Raw genomic sequence first — 19,118 nt, 5'->3', positions numbered from 1 at the left:
CGCCCGCACCACCGCGCCGACCCGAGGCACCGCCCCCGTTCCCGCCACCGGGCCGACGCCCGCGGCAGGCCGGAGCGAGCCCCGGTCCGCCCCGCAGTCGCCGAGCCGTCTCTCCCTCGCTCCCTCCCCCGAACCTGCCTGGGGCGAGCCCCGCCGTCCCGGGCCGGTCCGGGGCCGGTCGCGGGACGACGTCGGCTGGGTCAAGGCACACGGCGGTGCCGGGGTCACCTCGCTGGTCGAGGTGCTCGGCGGAGCCGACGTGGGGACCCGCTGGCCGGACCCGGCGCGGGGCGAGCCACGGCGGATCGTGCTGGTCGGCCGGACCAGCGCACGCGGGCTGCGGTCCGTGTCCCAGGCGCTCGGCGCGCTGCACGACGGGCACGCCCCGCAGGGTCTCGACCTGCTCGCCGTGGTCCTGGTCGCCGACGCCCCCGGCCGGCTGCCGCTCGGTCTGCTGCGCCGTATCCGCGTGCTGCGCTCGGCCGTCCCGGTGCGGCGGGTGCCGTGGATACCGGCATGGCGCACCGGCGCCACCCCGAAGGTCCTGCCGCGGCAGCTCGACCGGCTCGCCGAACTGGTGGGCGGAGTACGCCACGGCGAGGGGGGCGGGTCATGACACCTCCGCTGCCCGGTGTCCGGTTCCTGGCCGACACCTACACCCCGCCCGAGGGCGCGCACACGATCATCAACCTCCTCGCCTGGTGCGCTTCGGCCGCCGGTGTCTTCGGGCTGATGGTCGTCGGCATCAACATGGCCGTGCAGCTCAACCGCGGTGAACCGGGCGAGGGCGGCGTCCACTTCCGTGGCGTCTTCTTCGTCACCATCGCCTGCCTGGTCGCCGCGACGGCCGGGCCGCTCGTGTCGTTCCTCGGCGACCTCTCCCTCCTCGGGCCGTAGGCCCGCGCGCGCCTTCCCCTACCGACCGTCCCCCTCCCGCGCACGCGGGGCACCCACTCCACGGAGATCTCCATGTCCTCACTGCTCCTCGAAGCCTCCAACATCCTGGCCGCCGCGCCCGCCCCCTCCGGCGGTGTGCCGCAGCCGGTGAGCGGCGCACCCGGCGAACTGACCGGCAAGGTCAACACGGTCCTCGGCATCGTCGCCTGGGCGGGCACCGCGGCCGGTGTGCTCGGCGTGCTGGTCACCGGCGCGATGATGGCCGTCTCCCTCAAGCGGGGCGAGAGCTCGGAACACATGAGCCGTCTCGGCATGGTGCTCGGCGGCTGTGTGCTGGTCGCCACCGCCGGGCCGCTGGTCAGCTTCGTCTTCGCGTGAGCGGGCGGACGGACGAGATGCTCATGCGAAGGCAGCGGCGGACCGAGGAGTCCGGGCCGTACTGGAAGCAGCACAACTGGCAGCTGTCGGCGGGGTTCCTCGGGCTCGTGGTGCTGCTGGGCGGGTTCGTGGCGCTGACGTCCGGCGGTGACGGCGACGGCGCGAGCGCGGCGGCGTCCGACGGCCCGCTGTCCGCCGGGGCCGCGCCGAAGGACGGACGGCCCGACGGCTGCCGGACCGACGACAGCGCGGGGGACGCGCTGCCCACATCCGCGCCGAAGGACATCAGCTGGCACACGCTCGGCGTCGCACGGGTGCCGGTCTCCGCGTCGTCCGGGCCGACCCGGACGACCGGACCCCTGCGCTGGTGCTACGCGCACACACCCGTCGGGGCCGCGCTGGCCGCCACCGTGATCCCCTCCCAGATGAGCGGGTCCGGCTGGAAGACCGTCAGCCGCCAGCAGGTGGTGGCGGGGCGTGGGCGCGACCTGTTCGAGTTCCAGCGCTCGACCGTCCCGAACATCGACAGCGTCGAGCAGAGCCCCGGCCTGGCAGTGGGCACGTACGCGGGCTTCGCGGTGACCGCGTACACCGGCCGCGCCGCACAGGTCAGCCTGCTGATCAGGACCGGCCAGGGCTACGCGCAGACCACCATCGTGCTGCGCTTCAGCGACGGCGACTGGAAGGTCGTGCCCGACGGCGACGGCTCCCTGCACACGTCGGTCACCACGGTCCAGGGCAACCCGTCCGGCTACGTCCTGTGGGGGGCCTGACATGACCTGCGGCTCCACCGGCAGTCCGGTCCTCGACCTGGTGAAGGGCTTCTTCGACTTCCTGGGCGACCCGATCGGCACCATCGTCGAACTGATCGCCAAGACCATCCTCGCGGGCGCCATCGCGGTGTTCGGGGCCCTGGCCACCGGGGTGCCCACCCTGACCGGGACCACCACGGCGAAGAACGTCAACGGCCAGACGCAGTGGCTCGTCGTCTACCTCGCGGTCGGCTCGCTGCTGTTCGCGGCCGCGCGGATGGCCATCGAACGGCGCGGCACCGCGGGCACCTCCGCCCTGAAGGGCCTGCTGCGGGTCATCCTGGTGTCGGGCGCCTCCACCACCGTCGTCCTGGCGGCCGCCGCCGTGGCCGACGACTACTCCACGCACCTGTTCAACACGGGCGCCCAGGACGTGCTGACCAAGGTCGGCGCCTGCTCGGACGGCTCCGGGATCGAAGCCTTCCTGCTGCTGGTCCTCGCCTTCCTGCTGCTGATCGCCGGCATCATCCAGACGATCCTGATGTACATCCGGCTCGGCGTCATGACGCTGCTGCTCGGCACCCTCCCGCTGGCCGCTGCGGCGTCGATGACCGACTGGGGCGGCGGTTGGTGGCGCAAGCACATCGGCTGGATGATCGCCTGGCTGCTGTACAAACCCGCGGCGGCTCTGGTGCTGTACGCCGGCTCGGAGATGATCGTGTCGAGCGACGACGGCAACCAGGGCGGCAACGCAGTCAACGAACGCATCGCCGGCATCGGCGTGATGCTGCTGTCCGCGGTCGCCCTGCCGGCGCTGCTGAAACTCGTGGTGCCCGCCACCGCCGCGCTCGGCGGTGCCTCCGCGTACGGCAGCGGGGCGCAGGCGGCGGGCGGCGCCCTGGCCTCCGGCGCCCGGTCGCTCGGCGGCAGCGGCGGCGGCTCGCAGGGCAGGTCGGGGCCGAGCGGCGCGTCCGGCGTGGGCGGCGGCTCCGGGCCGGCGGGGGCGAAGGGCTCCGCGGGCTCCAGCGGTTCCGGGTCGGCGGGTGCGCGGGGCCCGGGCGGCGGAGGCGGGGCGGCCGCGGGCGCCGGTGCCGGACGGGCCGCCACGGCCGCCGGCGGACCGGCCGGTGCGATCGTCGGCGCGGCGGTGACCGCGGCCCAGGTGCTCGGCAGTGCCGCGTCGGGTGCGCTGGAGGGCGCCGACGGCGACCAGGGACACAACCCCAGCAGCGGCGGCTCGCACCGCTGACCCCGAGGACCGGGCGGCGAGGTGCGCCGAGAGCGCCCGCCGCCCCCTGGACGGGCCGCCGGACTTCCGCTCCCCCCGCGGAGTCCGGCGGCACGTTCGGTGTGTTCGGCGGTCTCGTCGTCACCCTGCTGGCGTCCCTGATCTCGCTGTACGCGGCGCTGGTGGTGTTCGTCCCGGTCGTGGTGCTGCTGACCCCGCTCGCGATCCGCACCCAGGACGGGCGCAACGTCTACCAGTTGCTCGCCCTGCGCATCGGCTGGCGCAACCGCAAGGCCAAGGGCGCGCACCTGTACGTGTCCGGGCCGCTGTCGGCCCGGCCGGGCGGGCGGTTCCGGCCGCCGGGGCTGCTCAACAAGGTCACCGCCATCGAGGGCCGGGACGCCTACGACCGGCCTTTCGGCGTTCTGCACCACCCCGCCCGCAACCTGTACACGATCGTGCTGGGCTGCGACCCCGACGGCGGCTCCCTGGTCGACCCCGACCAGGTCGACGTGTGGGTGGCGCTGTGGGGCGAGTGGCTGGCCCGGCTGGCGCACGAACCCGGGCTGCGCGGCGCCTCCCTGATCGTGGAGACCGCCCCCGACCCCGGCACCGCGCTCGCCCACGAGGTGCTGCCCCGCATCCGCCCGGACGCGCCGCCCGCCGCCCGCGCGGTGATGGAGGAGGTCGTCGAGCGCTATCCGACCGCGTCCTCGGAGATGCACACCTACGTCACCCTCACCTACGGGATGCCGCCCGGCCAGAAGCGCCGCAAGGAGGACGTCGTCACCGACCTCGCCATCCGCATCCCGGGCCTGCTCAGCGGGCTGATCGCGGCGGGCGGCGGGGCCGCCTACCCGCTGTCGGCCGAGCGGATCGCCGAGGTCGTCCGGGTCGCCTACGACCCCGCGGTCGCCGCCGACGTCCTCGACGCCCGCGCCCAGTACGGTGGTACGGGCCTGGAGTGGGAGGACGCCGGACCGGCCGCCGCCGTGGAGACGGTCGGCAGCTACCAGCACGACTCCGGGGTCTCCCGGACCTGGATGCTGACTCTCGCGCCGCGCGGCACCGTACGGTCCTCGGTGCTCAGGAACCTGCTGGAGGTGACCCCGGGCACCCGGCGCAAGCGGGTGGCGCTGGTCTACCGGCCCATCGACCCGGCCACCTCGGCGCGGATCGTCGAGGCGGACCGGCGTGCCGCGCAGTTCATGGCGACCTCGGGCCGGGGCATGGTGCAGGCGCGGGCGGCCTCCGAGATGCGGGCGGCCGAGCAGACCGCGGTGGAGGAGGCCTCGGGCGCCGGGCTGGTGGAGTTCTCGCTGATGGTGACGGTCACCGTCGACGACCTGGACCAGCTCGCCGACGCGACCGTCGCCGTACGCAATCTGACCGCGGCCTCCCGGGTCCTGATGCGGCCCGCGGACCGGATGCAGGCGGCCGCGTTCGCCTGCACGCTGCCCGCCGGGATCCTCCCGTGGGAGCAGACCCTGATCCCGCACGAACTTCAGGAGGCGCTGTGAGCCGCCGCGGCGAGGAGAAGAAGGCCGAGCGCGCGGACCGGCTCGCCGAGGAGGCCGCGTGGCGGGCCGGGCCCGGCGGGCTGCCGACACCGCTCGACCCCGCGTGGGCGGGGACAGGACCGGGCAAGGCGAAGGCCGGGAAGTCCGGCGCCAGGAAGGAGAAGTCCAGGCCCAAGGAGCTCTACGTCCCGCCGCGCGGCTGGTACGGCCCCGGGGGCGGCCGGGTCGGCTACATGGATCCGCCGACCATGTGGCGGGCCACCACCGTGCAGGCGTGCGGCATGTGGCCGTTCGCCGCCGGTTCCGGCTCGCCCATGACCGGAGTGCCGCTCGGCCAGCACCTGTTCACCGGCGCCACCGTCTGCGGCGACCCGCTGAACTGGTTCACCCGCGCCCGCTACATCTCCAACCCCTCCCTGTTCATGCTCGGGATGCCGGGCCTGGGCAAGTCCACTCTCGTCAACCGGATGCTGATCGGACTGAGCGCGACCGGCGTCGTACCGCTGGTCCTCGGCGACCTCAAGCCCGACTACGCCGACACCGTGCGCGCCCTGGGCGGCCAGGTGATCTCCATCGGCCGCGGCCGGGGCGGCATCAACGTGCTGGACCCGGGCGCGATGGGCGCCGCCGCCGTACGGATCGGCGGCGAGGCGGGCGAGGTCCTGAAGGCCGAGACGCACGGCCGGGTGCTGAACATGGTGGCCGCGCTGGTCACCATCGTGCGCGGCCGTCCGATGGACGACCACGAGCAGTCCGTGCTCTCCGCGGTCCTGCACCACCTGCGCGAACGCACCACCCCGGGACGGCCCGCGCTCCTGCCCGACCTGCTGCGGGTGCTGACCGAGGGCCCCGACCGGGTGCGCGCGGTCACCCTGGACCGCGGCGACGACACCCGCTACCGGGACGCGGTCGATCCGCTGCACCGCTCCCTGCTCGGCATCCTCGACGGCCCGCTCGGCGGCACCTTCGCCTCCGAGACCTCCACCCGGATCGACCCGGACGCGCCCGCCGTGTGCATCGACATCTCCGGCATCGGCGAGGCCGACACCCAGCTGACCGCCGCCGCGATGCTCGCCGCCTGGTCCGACGGGCTGGGCACGGTGGCCGCCTCGCACGCCCTCGCGGACGCCGGACTCGCGCCCAGGCGCTGGTTCTTCACCGTGCTGGACGAGCTGTGGCGCCCGCTGCGGGCCGCCTCCGGCATCGTCGACCGCATCGACGCGCTCACCCGCCTCAACCGCTCCCTGGGCCTCGGCGACGCCAAGATCACCCACACCCTCAAGGACGCCGAGGCACTCGGCACCGACTCGGACCGCGCCAAGGCGCGCGGCTTCGTCGAGCGGGCCGGGATGGTGGTGTGCGCCGGACTGCCCAAGGCCGAGATGGAGGAGCTCGGCAAGGTGGTGGGCCTGTCCCGGCGCGAGATCGAACTCGTGTCGTCGTGGTCCTCGCCGCCCGGCTGGGGCGTCACCGGCGAGCACGAGGAACCGCCCGGCCGGGGCCGGTTCCTCATCAAGGTCGGCGGCCGACCCGGCATCCCCATCAAGGTGGCCATCACCGACGCCGAACGCCGGCTGCACAACACCAACACCCGCTGGACGCCCGACGAGACGGCCGTGGAGCAGTCCGTGGCGCGCGCCGCCGCACAGGTGGCGCGGGCCGCCCAGGAGGGACCACGCGCCCTGCCCGGGAGGTGGACCGCATGAGCGGCAGAACCCCCTCGACCAGCGGGGTGCACGACCTCGCCCCCTGGGCGATCGCGGCCCTCGCCGGGGCCTCCCTCGCCGTGTTCACCGTCGGCTGGGCCGGCGGCACCCTAGGCGCCGGGATCACCGGACACGGCTGGGACACACCGCCGTTCGCGCTGTCCACCGCCACTCACCTGACCGGCGAGGGACCCGGCGCCCTGTGGCCGGGCACCCCGCCGGCCGCGGTCTACGGCGGCATGATCGCCCTGCTCGCCCTGATCGCGCTGCCCGCCGCGTTCGTCGTACGGCTGCTGCTGGAACGCGCGGGCCGCACCAAGGGCCTGGCCGGACGACGTGAGCTGGCGAGCATGTGCCCCAAGGGCATCGAGGCCCGCGCCCGCGAACTACGCCCCGGACTCAAGGGGCGGGAGCGGCTCCACCCGGACGAGACCGGCAACCTCCTCGGCGACCTCGACCCCAAGGGGCCCGAACTGCGCAGCAGTCACGAGGACGTCGAGCTCGACCTGATGGCGCCGCGGGCCGGCAAGTCCACCGGCATCGCGGTGCCGCGCGTGCTGCGCGCCCAGGGCGCCGTCCTGCTCACCTCCAACAAGTCCGACGTGTACGCCGTGACCCGCACCGAACGCGCCAAGGCGGGCCGCATCTGGACGTTCGACCCGCAGGGCATCGCCCACACCGAGCGCGCCATGTGGTGGAACCTGCTGGGCGACTGCGAGACCATCGAGGGCGCCCGCCGCCTGGCCGGGCACTTCGTCGCCTCCGTCAACGACGACGCGGCGAAGAAGGACTTCTGGATCTCGGCCGCGCAGAACACCCTCACCGCGCTGTTCCTGGCCGCGGCCCGCTGCGGCGCCCCCGTCGGTGATCTGCTGGGCTGGCTCGCCGACCCCGCCGACCGCACCCCGATCGACCTGCTGCGGGACGCCGGACTGTACGCGATGGCCGAGCAGTTGCAGGGCACGGTGCGCGGCGCGGTCGAGACCCGGGACGGCATCTACGAGACCGCCCGGCAGACCGTGTCCTGCCTCCTCGACCCGGAGATCCTCGCCTGGGTGACCCCCGACCCCTATCTGCCCGAGTTCCGCCCCGACCGGCACGTCGTCGGCACGGACACCCTGTATCTGCTGTCCAAGGACGGCGGCGGCTCGGCGGCCGGGGTCATCGCGGGCCTCGCCGACGCGACGATGCGGGCGGGCGTGGTGGCCGCCGAACGCATGGGCGGCCGTCTCGACCCGCCGCTGACCGCGGTCCTCGACGAGGCCGCCAACGTGTGCCGCATCTCCGATCTCCCGGACCTCTACTCGCACTTCGGCTCCCGCGGCATCAACGTGGTGACACTGCTCCAGAGTTACCGCCAGGGCGCCCGGGTGTGGGGCGAGGTGGGGATGGACGCGCTGTGGAGCGCGGCGACCGTCAAATTGCTCGGCGCGGGCCTGGACGACGCCGACTTCGTGCAGAAGATCTCGACCCTGGTCGGCCAGCACGACGTGAAGACACCGAGCCTGTCCCGCAGCAAGGAGGGCACCTCGCGCTCGTACTCCTACCGCCAGGAGTCGATCCTGCCGCCGGACAGGATCCGCGCCCTGCCCAAGGGCACCGCACTGCTGCTGGCCACCGGCATCCGACCGGCGCTGATCCGGCTGCGCCCCTGGTACAAGGAGCCCGGCGCCGACGCCATCTCCGCGCAGGCGAAGGCGGAGGCTGACGCCATCACGGCACGGGCCGCCGCGCGTACCGCCGGGGTACGGCTGGAGAAGCGCAGCCGCTGGGAGCGGGACGCCGCGCCAGCGTGACGGTGCGCAGCAGCAGTTCGGCAGGACCGTACCGCCCCCGGGACAACAGGGCGCGACTGCAAGCGAGTTGCAGGACGTAGAGGACCAGGCACCCCGCCGTCACGGCGGCGGCGCCTGTCCTGTCGTAGAGGGCGAGACCGTAGCCGGTGAACACGACGGCGAGGACCAGCGACTGGGTGAGGTAGTTGGTCAGCGCCATGCGTCCAGCCGCGGCAAGGACTTCGGCCGCCCGGCCGCGCACCAGGAGCAACAGCGCGCAGGCGTACGACGCGGTCAGCGCGGGGGCGGTGAGCACGTCCACCGCGTGGCCGACGAGGAACCAGCGGCTGTCCAGCGGCCAGTTCGCGCAGCAGGCGGTGACCACCCCGCCGGCCAGCCCCACCGGAAGCCAGCGCACGACGACCGCGCGCAGCCATCGGCCGTCCCGTCCACGCCGCTCGACAAGCCGGGTCCTGGCCGCCGCGAGCCCGGCCAGGAAGGCCGCCAGCATGTCGGGGGCGTACGTCAGGTCCGCCCGGAGCACGGCCGGCAGCTCGCGCAGATGCACGTCGAGCACCGACGAGACGCTCCCTCGATAGGCGGCGACGGTACGGGCGGCGTAGGGCGCGTACTCGGCCGGGGTGACCGGCTCGGTGGCGGCGACGGTGAGCAACCCGTACCCGAGCAGCAGCACGGACAGGGTGAGGACCAGGCCCGCCGCGAGGCGCAGCGCGGTGCGCGGGGCCAGGTCGCGCAGTCCGAACAGGACCAGCGCGAGCGCCGCGTACGTCATCAGGATGTCGCCGGGATAGAGCAGCACGGCGTGCAGCAGTCCGAGCCCGAACAGGCCCAGCACACGCCGCAGATGACGGGGCGCGAACGCGGCGCCCGCCCGGCGGGCCGAGCGCCGCTGGAGCACGAAGCTGTACCCGAACAGGAAGGAGAACAGGAGGTAGAACTTGCCGGAGACCAGCGCGGTCACCGCCCAGGCGACCGCCCGATCCGCCCCGGAGACCGTCGGGCCGCCACCCAGCGACACGTAAGGACCCGCCATCATCTGGGCGTTGACCAGCAGGATGCCGAGCAGCGCGAACCCGCGGAGCATGTCGAGCTCCCCGACCCGCCCCGATCCCTCCGCGCGCCCGGGCTCCTCGCCCGTCACGGCGACACCACCACGACCGCCGTACCGAACGCGACGGTCGAGGACACGAACCACCCGAAGGACGGGGCGAGCAGGTGCCGCAGCGTCCACAGCCGGGCCGCCGCCGGCCGGGACCGCACGAAGACCACGGGCACGGCGGTCCCGACCGGCGGCAGCCCGCACAGCGCCCCGTACGCCCCCGGGTCGAGGAGCCGGGCCCGGCCGAGGTGATCGGAGTAGGCCACGAGTCCGCCGCGCCGTCGGTCCGCCGGGGCCCGCGCGGTGACGACCCCCGTCACGCACAGGCCGCGCGCCCACAGCCGCACGGCTGTCAGCAGCGCGCGGCCGGCGAGCAGCAGAAGGCCGGAACCCGCTCCCGTGCACAGGGCGAGCAGCACCAACTCCGTTTCCATCCGGTCCCCTTGTCGTCCAGGCGCCCTCGTGTCCATGTGGGCCGCCGCGACAGGCGTGGCTCGCCACGACAGGCCACAACGGGTGCCGGACCGGACCGGTTCACATCGGCCGGGCGGACTTGAACCGCCCTACGTCACAACCCCGTTGTGTGGTCGAAGCCGTCACCACGTCGGCTGCGAAGGGAGTTACGGACGGCATGAGACGGTCCCCCCGCGCACACGGACACGGCCACCGGACGGCGGCGGCCTTCACCCTGCTGTGCGCCCTGACGGCGACGGCCCAGTCGCCCGCGCTCGCGGCACCCGACCCGGGCCCCACCACCCTCGAAGGGGTGCGGGCCCAGCTCGACGCGCTGTACCACCAGGCCGAAGTGGCCACCGGGAAGTACGACGCCGCCGACGAGAAGGCCCGCGCCCAGCAGAAGAAGGTCGACATCCTGAACGGCCAGGTGCGGCAGGCCGGACAACGCCGGGCGCGGCTGACGCAACTGCTGGGCGCGGCGGCGCGAGCCCAGTACCGCGGCGGCGGCCTGCCCGCCGAACTTCAGTTCGCCCTGTCCTCGCATCCCGAACACGCTCTGGAAGACGCCGCGTTGACGCAACAGGCGCAACAGGCCACGCAGCAGCGGCTGACGATGCTGGAGGCGGCCCGCGAGGAGCTGCGCAAGCGCACCGACGAGGCCACCGCCGAACTGGCGGGCCTGCGCGCCAGCCGCCGGGCCATGGACCAGCACCGCGACACGATCGAGCAGCGCATCGACGCGGCCCGCGCCCTTGAGGCACGGCTCCAGGAGCAGGAACGGCAGCGTCTGGCCGCACTGGAGAAGCAGGCCGCCGACAAGGCTCAGGCGCAGTGGGTCGGCACCGGCATCCTCGACCAGGTCGGCACCGAGGCCGGCGCGGCCGGGCGGAAGGCCATCGCCTACGCGACGCAGCAGCTGGGCAAGCCCTACGTCTGGGGCGCCGAGGGCCCCGACTCCTTCGACTGCTCCGGCCTCACCTCGCAGGCCTGGCTGCACGCCGGGGTCGTCATCCCCCGCACCTCCGAGGAGCAGTGGGCGCGGCTGCCGCACGTCCCCGTCGACAAGATGCGCCCCGGCGACCTCATCATCTACTTCTCCGACGCCAGCCATGTCGCGCTCTACATAGGCAACGGCAAGATCATCTCGGCCCCGCGCCCCGGACGGTTCGTGTACGTGTCCCCGGCGGGGTCGATGCAGATCCTGGGCGTGGTGCGGCCGGACCCGGACGCCTGAGCGGGCCCGCACTCCCGGCCGGACGCGGACGGCACGGCGCCCCTGACCGGACGATTGCCGTCCGGTCAGGGGCGCCGGGGTGAGCGGGCCGTGACCCACTACCTCTTCTTGACCTTGCCGGTGCTGCTGGTGGCGCCACCGGCGCCGGGCGGCGGCTTCTTGCCGGAGAAGAAGGCGTTCAGCTTGGGGTGCGCCACCTTGCCGCTCTTCTTGGGCTTCTTGGGCTCCCGCGTCTCCCCGGCCGGCTCCTGGGCCGCCGGAGTGCGCTCCGGGGAGTTGCCGGTGTGCGCGTTGACCCGGGCCAGATCGGCGCCGTCGTCACCGTAGGAGCCGACCGAGCGGGTGCTCGGCGTCGAACGGCTCGTGCGCCTGGTGGTCGACGGGTTGAAGCTGGTGGGGTCGACCACGGGCGCCGCCGGGAAGTCGAACGACTGGTCTCCCCGGTCGTCGTAGCCGTCGAACGACTGGTCCCCCTGGTCTTCGTAGCCGTAGCCGTCGTCCACCGGGAAGTGGAACGCACCCAGGGTCTCGCTGAGCGCCGGCATCGGATGGCTCTCCGAGATCGGCGGGAGGGTGGTGGGCAAGGTGGTGTCGAAGTACCCGGACGTCGACACGGGCGGGTACCCGGTCGCGACCGAGGACGGGTCCATGTACTGGTCGACGGTCGTGGCCGGCAGACCGCCGTAGCCGGGTGAGATCGCGTACGACTGCGCCCGGGACAGGCTCGGAGTGGGGACCGCGCTGGAGCCCCGGCGGCCGGGGAAGATGGAATCGGTGTCGCTGCCCCGCTGCTGCTGCTCGGCCTCCAGGGTCTCCAGCCTGGACATCAGCGATGCGGCCGAACCCCTGCGCCCGGACGAGGAAGCACGTCCCTGCCCCGAGGTGTTCGTCTGCGTCCTGGACAGGTTCGCGGGGCTCTCGGAGAGGTCGGGGCCCGGTCCGTCCGGGTGGGACAGCACGAACTCGACGTCCTGGCCGCTGTTGGACCACCGGCGACGGAAGTTGTCGAGGGTGGTCTGCACGCCCGCGCGGTTGCGCTCGATCGCGCGGGCGACATTCTGGGTGACGAACTCCCGCTGCTGGCGCGCGATGTACGAGTCGGTCCGCGCCACCTGGGGCAGGTGGTCGAACTCCTGCTGCGACCGCACGTCGTAGTGACCGACCTGCTCCAGCAGGCCGGTGCCCGAGTTCCTGCGGATCACGTTGACGTGCAGATGGTCGACCTGGCCCTGATCGATCAGCTCGTTGAGCGCCGGCCACTCCACCGACCGCAGGACGCACTGCTCCGGCAGTCCTTCGAACACCGTGGCCTGGGCGACTCCGCGCGTCCCTCGGGCGAACTCGGGTGACATCTCGTTCCAGAGCTGCCACAGCGAGGGGGACCACTCCCCGCGCGCGTTGTCGAAGCCGTACGTCAGCTGGTCGAACACGCCGGCCCCGACGCTCCCTTCCAGGGTGTCGCCGAGCTGTTCCGCCGGACGCGAGGTCGACTTCACCCAGAAGGCCGTGTTCTCGGCGGACGAGGCCGCCACGTCCCGCCGGGCCTGCGCCAGCTCCGCCGGGTCGGCACCGCGGTTGTCGGTGGCCCAGGCGGCGGAGACCCGGAAGGCGTCCACCGCCCGGAACGCGTCCATGAGTTCGGCCCGCGCGGCCACCGACGCGGCCTGGTTCTCCCAGCCCGAGTTCGCGGGGGCATTGCCCGCGCGAATCAACTCTCCCTCCCGACGCATCACGTCGGTGAAGTTGATGTAGGCGTTGCGGACCGCGTCCGTGCCCACCACCGCATCCCACCGGTCGATGCGGTCCAGGCCTCTTTGCACATCGCGGTTGAACTTGTTCTCGTTCCACGCCATACGGTCTTCCTCCTTCTTGCCTCGTGGATGGACGCCGGTGCGCACACACCGGCGTGTTACGGGGGCGCGTCGTCGCTAGCGCCGTCGCCCCGGCCGGGCGCGGTTGCCGCCCGGCGGCTGCGGAGACCCCGCCACGGGCCGCTCCCGGTCGGGACCCTGCGTGGTACGCCGGGTCGATCCCGCCGTCTGCGGCCGGTGCAGCTCGGCCCCCTGCCCCAGCGGATTGACGGGCAGCGGGGTCGCCGCGGGCAGGGGCGGGCTCACGGGCGACACGGGCGGGCTCACGGGCGACACGGGTGAGCTCGTACGTGAGTCGGGTGAACTCGTGCGTAGGTCGGGTGGGTTTGTGCGTGAGTCGGGGGAAGGCAGCGGCGCCGGAGTCGCAGGGGCGGCCGGGTCCCGCTCCTGGCCTGCTGGTCGCTCCATCGACGCGAGAAAGCGATCCCAGTGGTCGAGGACCGGCTCGTCGATCAGGACGTCCGCGTCGCCGCGGTCCCGCGTGTCATTCCCGTCGTACGCCTCTTCGCGATCCTGCGCGTCGCTCAGGTCCGGTGTGTCGCTCAGGTCCAGTGCTCTGTTTCCGACCCATTCGCGGTCCGGGACCGGCTCGGGCGTCGCGTCGTTCACCGCGGCCCGGTCCGGTGTTGCGGAGTACGCCGGGGGTCCCTGCGTGAAGTCGGCCTCGTCGCCCGCCTCTTGCGGGTCCGGCCCGTCGGACGGCGCCACTTCCCTCAGATACGCGTTGTTGGCGTACTCGACGAGGAACGAGTCCCGGCCCGCGGCGACATCCCGGTCGTAGGCCCGTAGCCAGCTGTCGTCGGTCCTGATCTTCTCCAGGACCGTGTCCTCGAACGCCCGCCGGTGCTCGGGCGGCAGCTCGCCGACCGCCCGGACCAACTGGTCGAGGGACGAGAGCTCCCGGTCCCGCTGCCGCTCGGGGCCGGCCTCCCGCTGCCGTTCCTCGGGCCGTCCGTCCGACTGCCGCCGCCTCTCGGACCCCTCGGACAGCTGCTGTCCGGCCGCACCCGCCGGGCCGTACGGAAGGTCGTACCCTCCGTCTCCCGCTCCTCCCCCGGACCTGCGGCGGAACATCCGCCGCATCAACCGCGCCAGGTTCCGCATCCCCTCGGCGAGCAGCCGCCGGGTGCTCTCCCAGGCCCGCCGGGCGCGGCCGGAGTGCTCCAGCTTGAGCAGGGCGTCCGACATCCGGTCGAGGTCGACGGCGGCGGCCGCGGCGGAGTCGGACGACCGGCTTGCGTCCCGGGGGCTCGGACTGAGGTCGGGCATGGCGCCCCTCTCGTGGGCCGGAGATGCCGATGGCAGGCACAACGGGCCGTCCGGGGCGACCGGTTCAACCGGCCGTTGAACCGCGCCCGGCGCGGGCGCGTTTCGTCCTCGACCCGGCCGGAACCGAGCAGCGAAGAACGGACGTGCCCACCATGACCACCGAGACACCCACGGCCCCCGCCACCGCACCCGCGCACCACCGGGACGAACCGGCCGGCGCCCCCCAGGCGCCGGAGGACCATGAGGGGCCCGCCCCCGAACCGGAGGCGCCCGCCCCACCGCGGTTCATCCTGTACCTGCAAGGAGCCGAGTACGGGCAGACGCTGCGGCGGCTGACCCTGTGGGTGCACAACGTGCTGCTCCCGGTGTACGGCCGTGAGGTCACCTCCACCGCCCCCTGGTGTTCCCGCTGGTGGGAACACCATGAGGCGGTGGCCCAGCTGCACGCCCTGTGGCTGGCCTGGGGGGAACTGACCGGCCCCGACGGGGGACACACCGGGCCGGCCGCCTGGCACCGGGACTTCCTGGGCCCGGTGATGGCCACCCTGCGCGACCCCCAGGGCCCGTTCGCCGGCTGCAAGCCCGGCGGCCATCGGGCCAAGGAGGCCCCGCCGGTGGACGCCAGGGACCCGTTCGGTCCGCGTCCCGGCGTGGCCTGAACGGAGCGCGCCCGCCCGCCGGATCGAACCGCTCGGCGGCCGGGCCCGTTTCTGCCTCCCGTCGACCGCCCACAGCCGGGCGGTCCCGCGCGGAGAGGCGGCACGGAACATGTCGACACCACAGGAAGACCCGCCCGCGGAGCGGCAGCAGGACACGCAGCCGCCGTACGTCCCCACGGTTCAAGCCCCGTCCATGTCCTCGTTGACCGCGACGGCCCCGGCCATGGACTTCCCGATGTTCCCGGCCACCTGGGCGCCCGATCAGTCGACCCTCTTCACGCCGCCCGTCGGCCAAGGCGCCGGGCAGTACTCCCCGTTCGACACGGGTCGGCCCGCGACCTCCCCGAAGGAGCGCACCTCGACGGGACCGGATCCCCGTCCCGCGGCGGCCGCCCACCGCGCCGACCCTCGCCAGGGCGGCAAACAGGTCAAGCGCCGTTGATCCCGGTCGACCCCACGGAGCTTGAACCGCACCCGGGTGCCTCCCGTTGTACTGGCATCCGGAACGCCAGGGAGGGACGGCCATGAGCCGGGACGAAGAGACGGACGACTCGAAGGTGCTCTCGGTGGTCATCGCCGCCGACGGCTCCGCCGCCATCGACGGCGTGCCCGTGCCGATGCCGGCGGGGGCGGCCGTCGACGAGGTGATCCTCGACGCGCTGCAAGGGCATGCGAGCCGGCGGAACTCGCCCGTGACGGCGGCCATCTCCGACCCGGCCGTGGCGGACGTGACCTATGTCGAGGTCGCCCCCGACGGTTCGAGCAGGCTCGTGGAGCGGCCGCCCTCGCCGGAACCGGCGGCGGTCGAGGCGACGGCGGAGCCGGTCGCGGCCCGCGTCGGCCCGGACGCCGTACCGCCCGATGACGAAGGCACGTACGCACGCACGGACGCAGACAGGGACGACGGCGAGGACAAGGCCGCGGAGGAGGGCGACGGTGCAGACCGAGGCGCGTATCCGCTGCGGCAGCCGCCGCCTCCGGCCCGGCGGACCCCCGTGCCCGGCGCCCTCCTACGACGCCCGGGCACCACCGAGGGGGCGGCACCGCGCCAGTCGGACGACGAGTACCGGCCGTCCGGTCTGCTGCACCGGCCCCTGATCGTCGGGCCGGTGGCCCTCGGTGTGGCCGCCCTCGTCATCGTGCCGCTCGCGATGACGGGCGGCGGATCGGGCGACGGCGGGCAGCAGAACACCGCCGCCGGTGCGAGCGCCGGGCCGAGCCGTTCCCGTACCGGCCACGACCCGGCGGGCGGCGGTACGACGCCGACGCCCACCGTCTCCGTGACGCCCAGCCCGACACCGTCCTCGACCAGTACGCCGCCGAAGGCCAAGGGCAAGCCGAAACACACCTCGCCCGGCGGTGCCGCCGGGGCCACCGCGACCGTGACCGTACGGCCCCCGAAGGCCACGGCGACCGTGACCGCCGCGCCCGCGAAGGAGACCGCCGCCAGCGCCGTGAACCGGCTGGCCGGGAACGACCCCGGGCGGCACATCTGCTACCGCGCCTACGTCTCCGGAAAGGGCTGGCAGAAGCCCGTGTGCGACGGCACGGTGGCCGGTACGACGGGGCAGGACCGGGCGATCAAGGCGCTGAACATCGCTGTGCGCGGGACCGGCGGGGTGGCCGCCAACGCCTTTGTGCACAAACCGGGCTCGACCGACGGGAGGGGCGTCTGGAAGCCGCACTGGACGCCCAACACCGCCGACGGCAAAGACATCTACATCGGCAGCACCGCCAAGGGCGCCCCGGACATGCTGGGTTACGCCATCAACATCGGCAGCGGCGGCCAGGTCTGCCAGACCGCCCATGTCCACAACGTCGGCTGGAACCAGACGGGTTGTGTCGGACCGCGCCCCGCGTACATCTTCGGCGGCACCCTCAGCAACGACCTCTGGCTGGAGGCGGTCAAGTTCACGGTCTGATCCGTGCCGGACGCGTATCCCGACGGTCACCGGTCGTAAACAGTTCATGACCGAAGCCCCATGGGCGCAGGGAGTGTCACTAGAGTCCGAACCGTGAACGGAACGAACACAACCTCCTTACGTTTGACCGTACTTGGACCGGTACGGGGCTGGCTCGGCGGCCGGGAGCTCGACCTGGGGTCGCCGCAGCAGCGGGTCGTGCTGGCCGCACTGCTGCTGCGCCGGGGGCGAGCCGTCACGCTCGCCGAACTCGTCGACGCCGTCTGGGGGATGGAGCCACCGACGGCCGCCGTGTCCGTGCTGCGCACGTATGTCTCACGCCTGCGCAAGGCGCTGGAGCCCGACCGCGACCCGGACGTCCCACCGCGGACGATCGTCTCGGTGGGCGACGGATACCGGGCCGAGATCCCGGAGGACGCCCTCGACCTGGCCGCCTTCGAGCGCCAGGTGGCGGACGCGGCGCGGGCTTCCGCCACGGGCGACACGGCCGCCGCCGCGGCCCTACTGCACCACGCCCTCGACGGGTGGCGGGGCGTGGCGCTGGCCGGACTGCCCGGTCCGCTGGCCGAGGCCGAGCGGTCCCGGCTGGCCGAGGAGCGGCTGAACGTGCTGGAGCGGCGCCTGGACCTCGACGTCCGGCTCGGCCGGCACGGCCAGGTGGTCTCGGAACTGATGTCGCTGACCGGCGAGTTCCCGCTGCGGGAGGAGCTGTGCCGGCTGTATGTGCTGGCCCTGTACCGGTCCGGCAGACAGGCCGAGGCGCTGGCGGCCTACCGCAGGATCCGCACGACGCTGGTGAACGAGCTGGGCATCGAACCCGGCGCTCCCCTGCGCGACCTGCACGCGCGCATCCTGGCGTCCGACCCGTCCCTGGCCGGCCCGTCGACCTCAGTCTCCGACCGGACACCCTTCGCCGCCCCGACGCCCGGCCCCGCCCCGATACCGGTCTCCACTCCGACGTCGGTCTCCGCTCCGGCCTCGGGCCCCGTCACGGCCGCGGATGCCGGAGCGCGTCACCCCGCGGACGACGCGGCCGTGGAGCCGCCCGCGCGGGGCGTTCCGCACGGCAGGGCCGCCTCCGCCGGACCCGCGGACACCGCCGGCGCAGCTCGAAGCAGCACCCACGAGAACGCCGGGACCACCGGTCCTTCCCCCGCCGAGCCCGTCCGCCGGCCCGCCGCCCAGCCGCCCTTCTCCCCGCGCCTCGCCCAACTCCCCGCCGATCTGCCCTCCTTCATCGGGCGGCGCGCCGAACTGGAGCGCGCCAGGGGCCTGCTGCCCGTCGACGGCAGCGCCCCGGCCACGGTGCTGATCAGCGCGATCGGCGGCATGGCGGGCGTCGGCAAGACCACGCTCGCGGTGCACCTGGCCCACCAGGTCGCCGCCCACTTCCCCGACGGACAGCTCTGCGTCAACCTGCACGGCTTCGACCCGAGCGGCTCGGTGACGCCCCCGGCCGAGGCCGTCCGCGTACTGCTCGACGCCCTCGGCGTCGCCCCGCAGCGGATCCCCGCCGGTCTTGAGGCCCAGACGGCGCTCTACCGCAGCGTGCTCGCCGAGCGGCGGGTGCTGATCCTCCTCGACAACGCCCGCGACAGCGAGCAGGTCCGCCCACTGCTGCCGGGTGCTCCCGGCTGTCTCGTCATCGTCACCAGCCGCAACCAGCTCACCGGCCTGGTCGCGAGCGAGGGCGCGCACCCGCTGACACTGAACCAGCTGACGCCCGCCGAGGCCCACGAGTTCCTGACGCGCCGACTCGGGCCCGAGCGGCTGGCGAAGGAGACCGAGGCGGTGCAGGAGATCATCGCGCGGTGCGCCCAACTGCCGCTCGCCCTGGCCGTGGTGGCAGCCCGCGCGGCCACCCACCCGGACTTCCCGCTCAGTGCCATCGCCGAGGAACTCCGGGACAGCCACGGCAGCCTCGACGCGTTCACCGGGGACGACAGCATCGACGTACGGACCGTCTTCTCGTCGTCGTACGAAGCCCTGTCCGCGTCGGCCGCGCGCCTGTTCCGCCTGCTGAGTCTGCACGCCGGGCCGGACATCTCGACGCCCGCGGCGGCCGCCCTCGCCGGGCTCGCCCCCCGGGACGTCCGCGGCCCGCTCGTCGAGCTGACCCGCGCGCATCTGCTCACCGAGCACTTCCCCGGCCGCTACACCCTGCACGACCTGCTGCGCGTGTACGCCGCCGAACGCGTCCAGGCCGAGGAGAGCCCGCAGGACCGGGAAGCGGCGGTGGAGCGGCTGCTGACCTGGTACCTGCACACCGCGGACGCGGCCTACCCGCTGATCACCCCGAAGCGCAGCCGCGTCCCCCTCGAACCCCCGGCG

The 19,118-nt window shown here is 73.8% G+C and carries 17 protein-coding genes; 13 read left to right on the top strand and 4 right to left on the bottom strand.

Annotated elements, in window-relative coordinates:
- From FNH09_RS47245 to FNH09_RS33135, 8 genes are all read left to right on the top strand, one after another.
- Positions 1 to 616: hypothetical protein (locus FNH09_RS47245; RefSeq protein WP_238427254.1), on the top strand; the 616-nt coding region annotated here is incomplete at its 5' end.
- Positions 613 to 897: a hypothetical protein gene (locus tag FNH09_RS33165; protein WP_152893605.1), complete on the top strand. Its 285-nt coding sequence runs from the start codon at positions 613 to 615 to the stop codon at positions 895 to 897. The genes FNH09_RS47245 and FNH09_RS33165, both read left to right, overlap by 4 nt.
- Before the next feature lie 72 nt (positions 898 to 969).
- Positions 970 to 1,275 carry a hypothetical protein gene (locus FNH09_RS33160; protein WP_152893604.1) on the top strand — a complete coding sequence of 102 codons (306 nt, stop codon included), beginning with the start codon at positions 970 to 972 and terminating at the stop codon, positions 1,273 to 1,275.
- Positions 1,272 to 2,048 (top strand): DUF8175 domain-containg protein, encoded by a 777-nt coding sequence (locus FNH09_RS33155; RefSeq protein ID WP_338017753.1) that lies wholly within the window; start codon positions 1,272 to 1,274, stop codon positions 2,046 to 2,048. The genes FNH09_RS33160 and FNH09_RS33155 overlap by 4 nt, the downstream gene beginning before the upstream one ends.
- Before the next feature lies 1 nt (position 2,049).
- On the top strand, positions 2,050 to 3,276 hold the full coding sequence (locus tag FNH09_RS33150) for a hypothetical protein (RefSeq protein ID WP_152893603.1): 1,227 nt from the start codon (positions 2,050 to 2,052) through the stop codon (positions 3,274 to 3,276).
- Positions 3,273 to 4,775, top strand: a complete 1,503-nt coding sequence (locus FNH09_RS33145) for an SCO6880 family protein (protein ID WP_338017754.1) — start codon at positions 3,273 to 3,275, stop codon at positions 4,773 to 4,775. Before FNH09_RS33150 ends, FNH09_RS33145 begins: the two co-directional genes overlap by 4 nt.
- On the top strand, positions 4,772 to 6,481 hold the full coding sequence (locus FNH09_RS33140; protein ID WP_162469456.1) for an ATP/GTP-binding protein: 1,710 nt from the start codon (positions 4,772 to 4,774) through the stop codon (positions 6,479 to 6,481). The genes FNH09_RS33145 and FNH09_RS33140 overlap by 4 nt, the downstream gene beginning before the upstream one ends.
- Positions 6,478 to 8,277 carry a type IV secretory system conjugative DNA transfer family protein gene (locus tag FNH09_RS33135; RefSeq protein ID WP_152893602.1) on the top strand — a complete coding sequence of 600 codons (1,800 nt, stop codon included), beginning with the start codon at positions 6,478 to 6,480 and terminating at the stop codon, positions 8,275 to 8,277. Before FNH09_RS33140 ends, FNH09_RS33135 begins: the two co-directional genes overlap by 4 nt.
- On the opposite strand, the gene FNH09_RS33130 is transcribed toward FNH09_RS33135, so the two are convergent.
- Positions 8,195 to 9,361 (bottom strand): DUF418 domain-containing protein, encoded by a 1,167-nt coding sequence (locus tag FNH09_RS33130; protein ID WP_152893601.1) that lies wholly within the window; start codon positions 9,359 to 9,361, stop codon positions 8,195 to 8,197. The two genes, FNH09_RS33135 and FNH09_RS33130, sit on opposite strands and share 83 nt — an antisense overlap.
- A 53-nt stretch (positions 9,362 to 9,414) precedes the next feature.
- Positions 9,415 to 9,810, bottom strand: coding sequence for a hypothetical protein (locus FNH09_RS33125; RefSeq protein WP_152893600.1), 396 nt, complete (start codon positions 9,808 to 9,810; stop codon positions 9,415 to 9,417).
- A 197-nt stretch (positions 9,811 to 10,007) separates the two neighbouring features.
- Here FNH09_RS33125 and FNH09_RS33120 point away from each other — a divergent pair, with 197 nt between their 5' ends.
- Complete coding sequence (locus FNH09_RS33120; RefSeq protein ID WP_152893599.1) at positions 10,008 to 11,066, top strand: C40 family peptidase; 1,059 nt, start codon at positions 10,008 to 10,010, stop codon at positions 11,064 to 11,066.
- Between the two features lie 98 nt (positions 11,067 to 11,164).
- Here FNH09_RS33120 and FNH09_RS33115 read toward each other — a convergent pair whose 3' ends face one another.
- On the bottom strand, positions 11,165 to 12,919 hold the full coding sequence (locus FNH09_RS33115) for a hypothetical protein (protein WP_152893598.1): 1,755 nt from the start codon (positions 12,917 to 12,919) through the stop codon (positions 11,165 to 11,167).
- A gap of 75 nt (positions 12,920 to 12,994) precedes the next feature.
- On the bottom strand, positions 12,995 to 14,206 hold the full coding sequence (locus FNH09_RS33110) for a hypothetical protein (RefSeq protein WP_152893597.1): 1,212 nt from the start codon (positions 14,204 to 14,206) through the stop codon (positions 12,995 to 12,997).
- 152 nt (positions 14,207 to 14,358) lie between these two features.
- Here FNH09_RS33110 and FNH09_RS33105 point away from each other — a divergent pair, with 152 nt between their 5' ends.
- From FNH09_RS33105 to FNH09_RS33090, 4 genes are all read left to right on the top strand, one after another.
- Positions 14,359 to 14,865 (top strand): DUF4913 domain-containing protein, encoded by a 507-nt coding sequence (locus tag FNH09_RS33105; protein WP_152893596.1) that lies wholly within the window; start codon positions 14,359 to 14,361, stop codon positions 14,863 to 14,865.
- A 109-nt stretch (positions 14,866 to 14,974) separates the two neighbouring features.
- Positions 14,975 to 15,307, top strand: a complete 333-nt coding sequence (locus FNH09_RS33100) for a hypothetical protein (RefSeq protein WP_152893595.1) — start codon at positions 14,975 to 14,977, stop codon at positions 15,305 to 15,307.
- An 82-nt stretch (positions 15,308 to 15,389) separates the two neighbouring features.
- Positions 15,390 to 16,787, top strand: a complete 1,398-nt coding sequence (locus FNH09_RS33095; RefSeq protein ID WP_152893594.1) for a hypothetical protein — start codon at positions 15,390 to 15,392, stop codon at positions 16,785 to 16,787.
- Positions 16,788 to 16,910: 123 nt separating this feature from the next.
- A partial coding sequence (locus FNH09_RS33090) for an AfsR/SARP family transcriptional regulator (protein ID WP_420802800.1) occupies positions 16,911 to 19,118 on the top strand: 2,208 nt, incomplete at its 3' end.

Source organism: Streptomyces adustus (genome assembly GCF_009377175.1).
Taxonomy (GTDB): Bacteria; Actinomycetota; Actinomycetes; order Streptomycetales; family Streptomycetaceae; genus Streptomyces; species Streptomyces adustus.
Note: the sequence above shows the minus strand (reverse complement) of the source record. Positions and strands in the feature narration are given on the sequence as shown.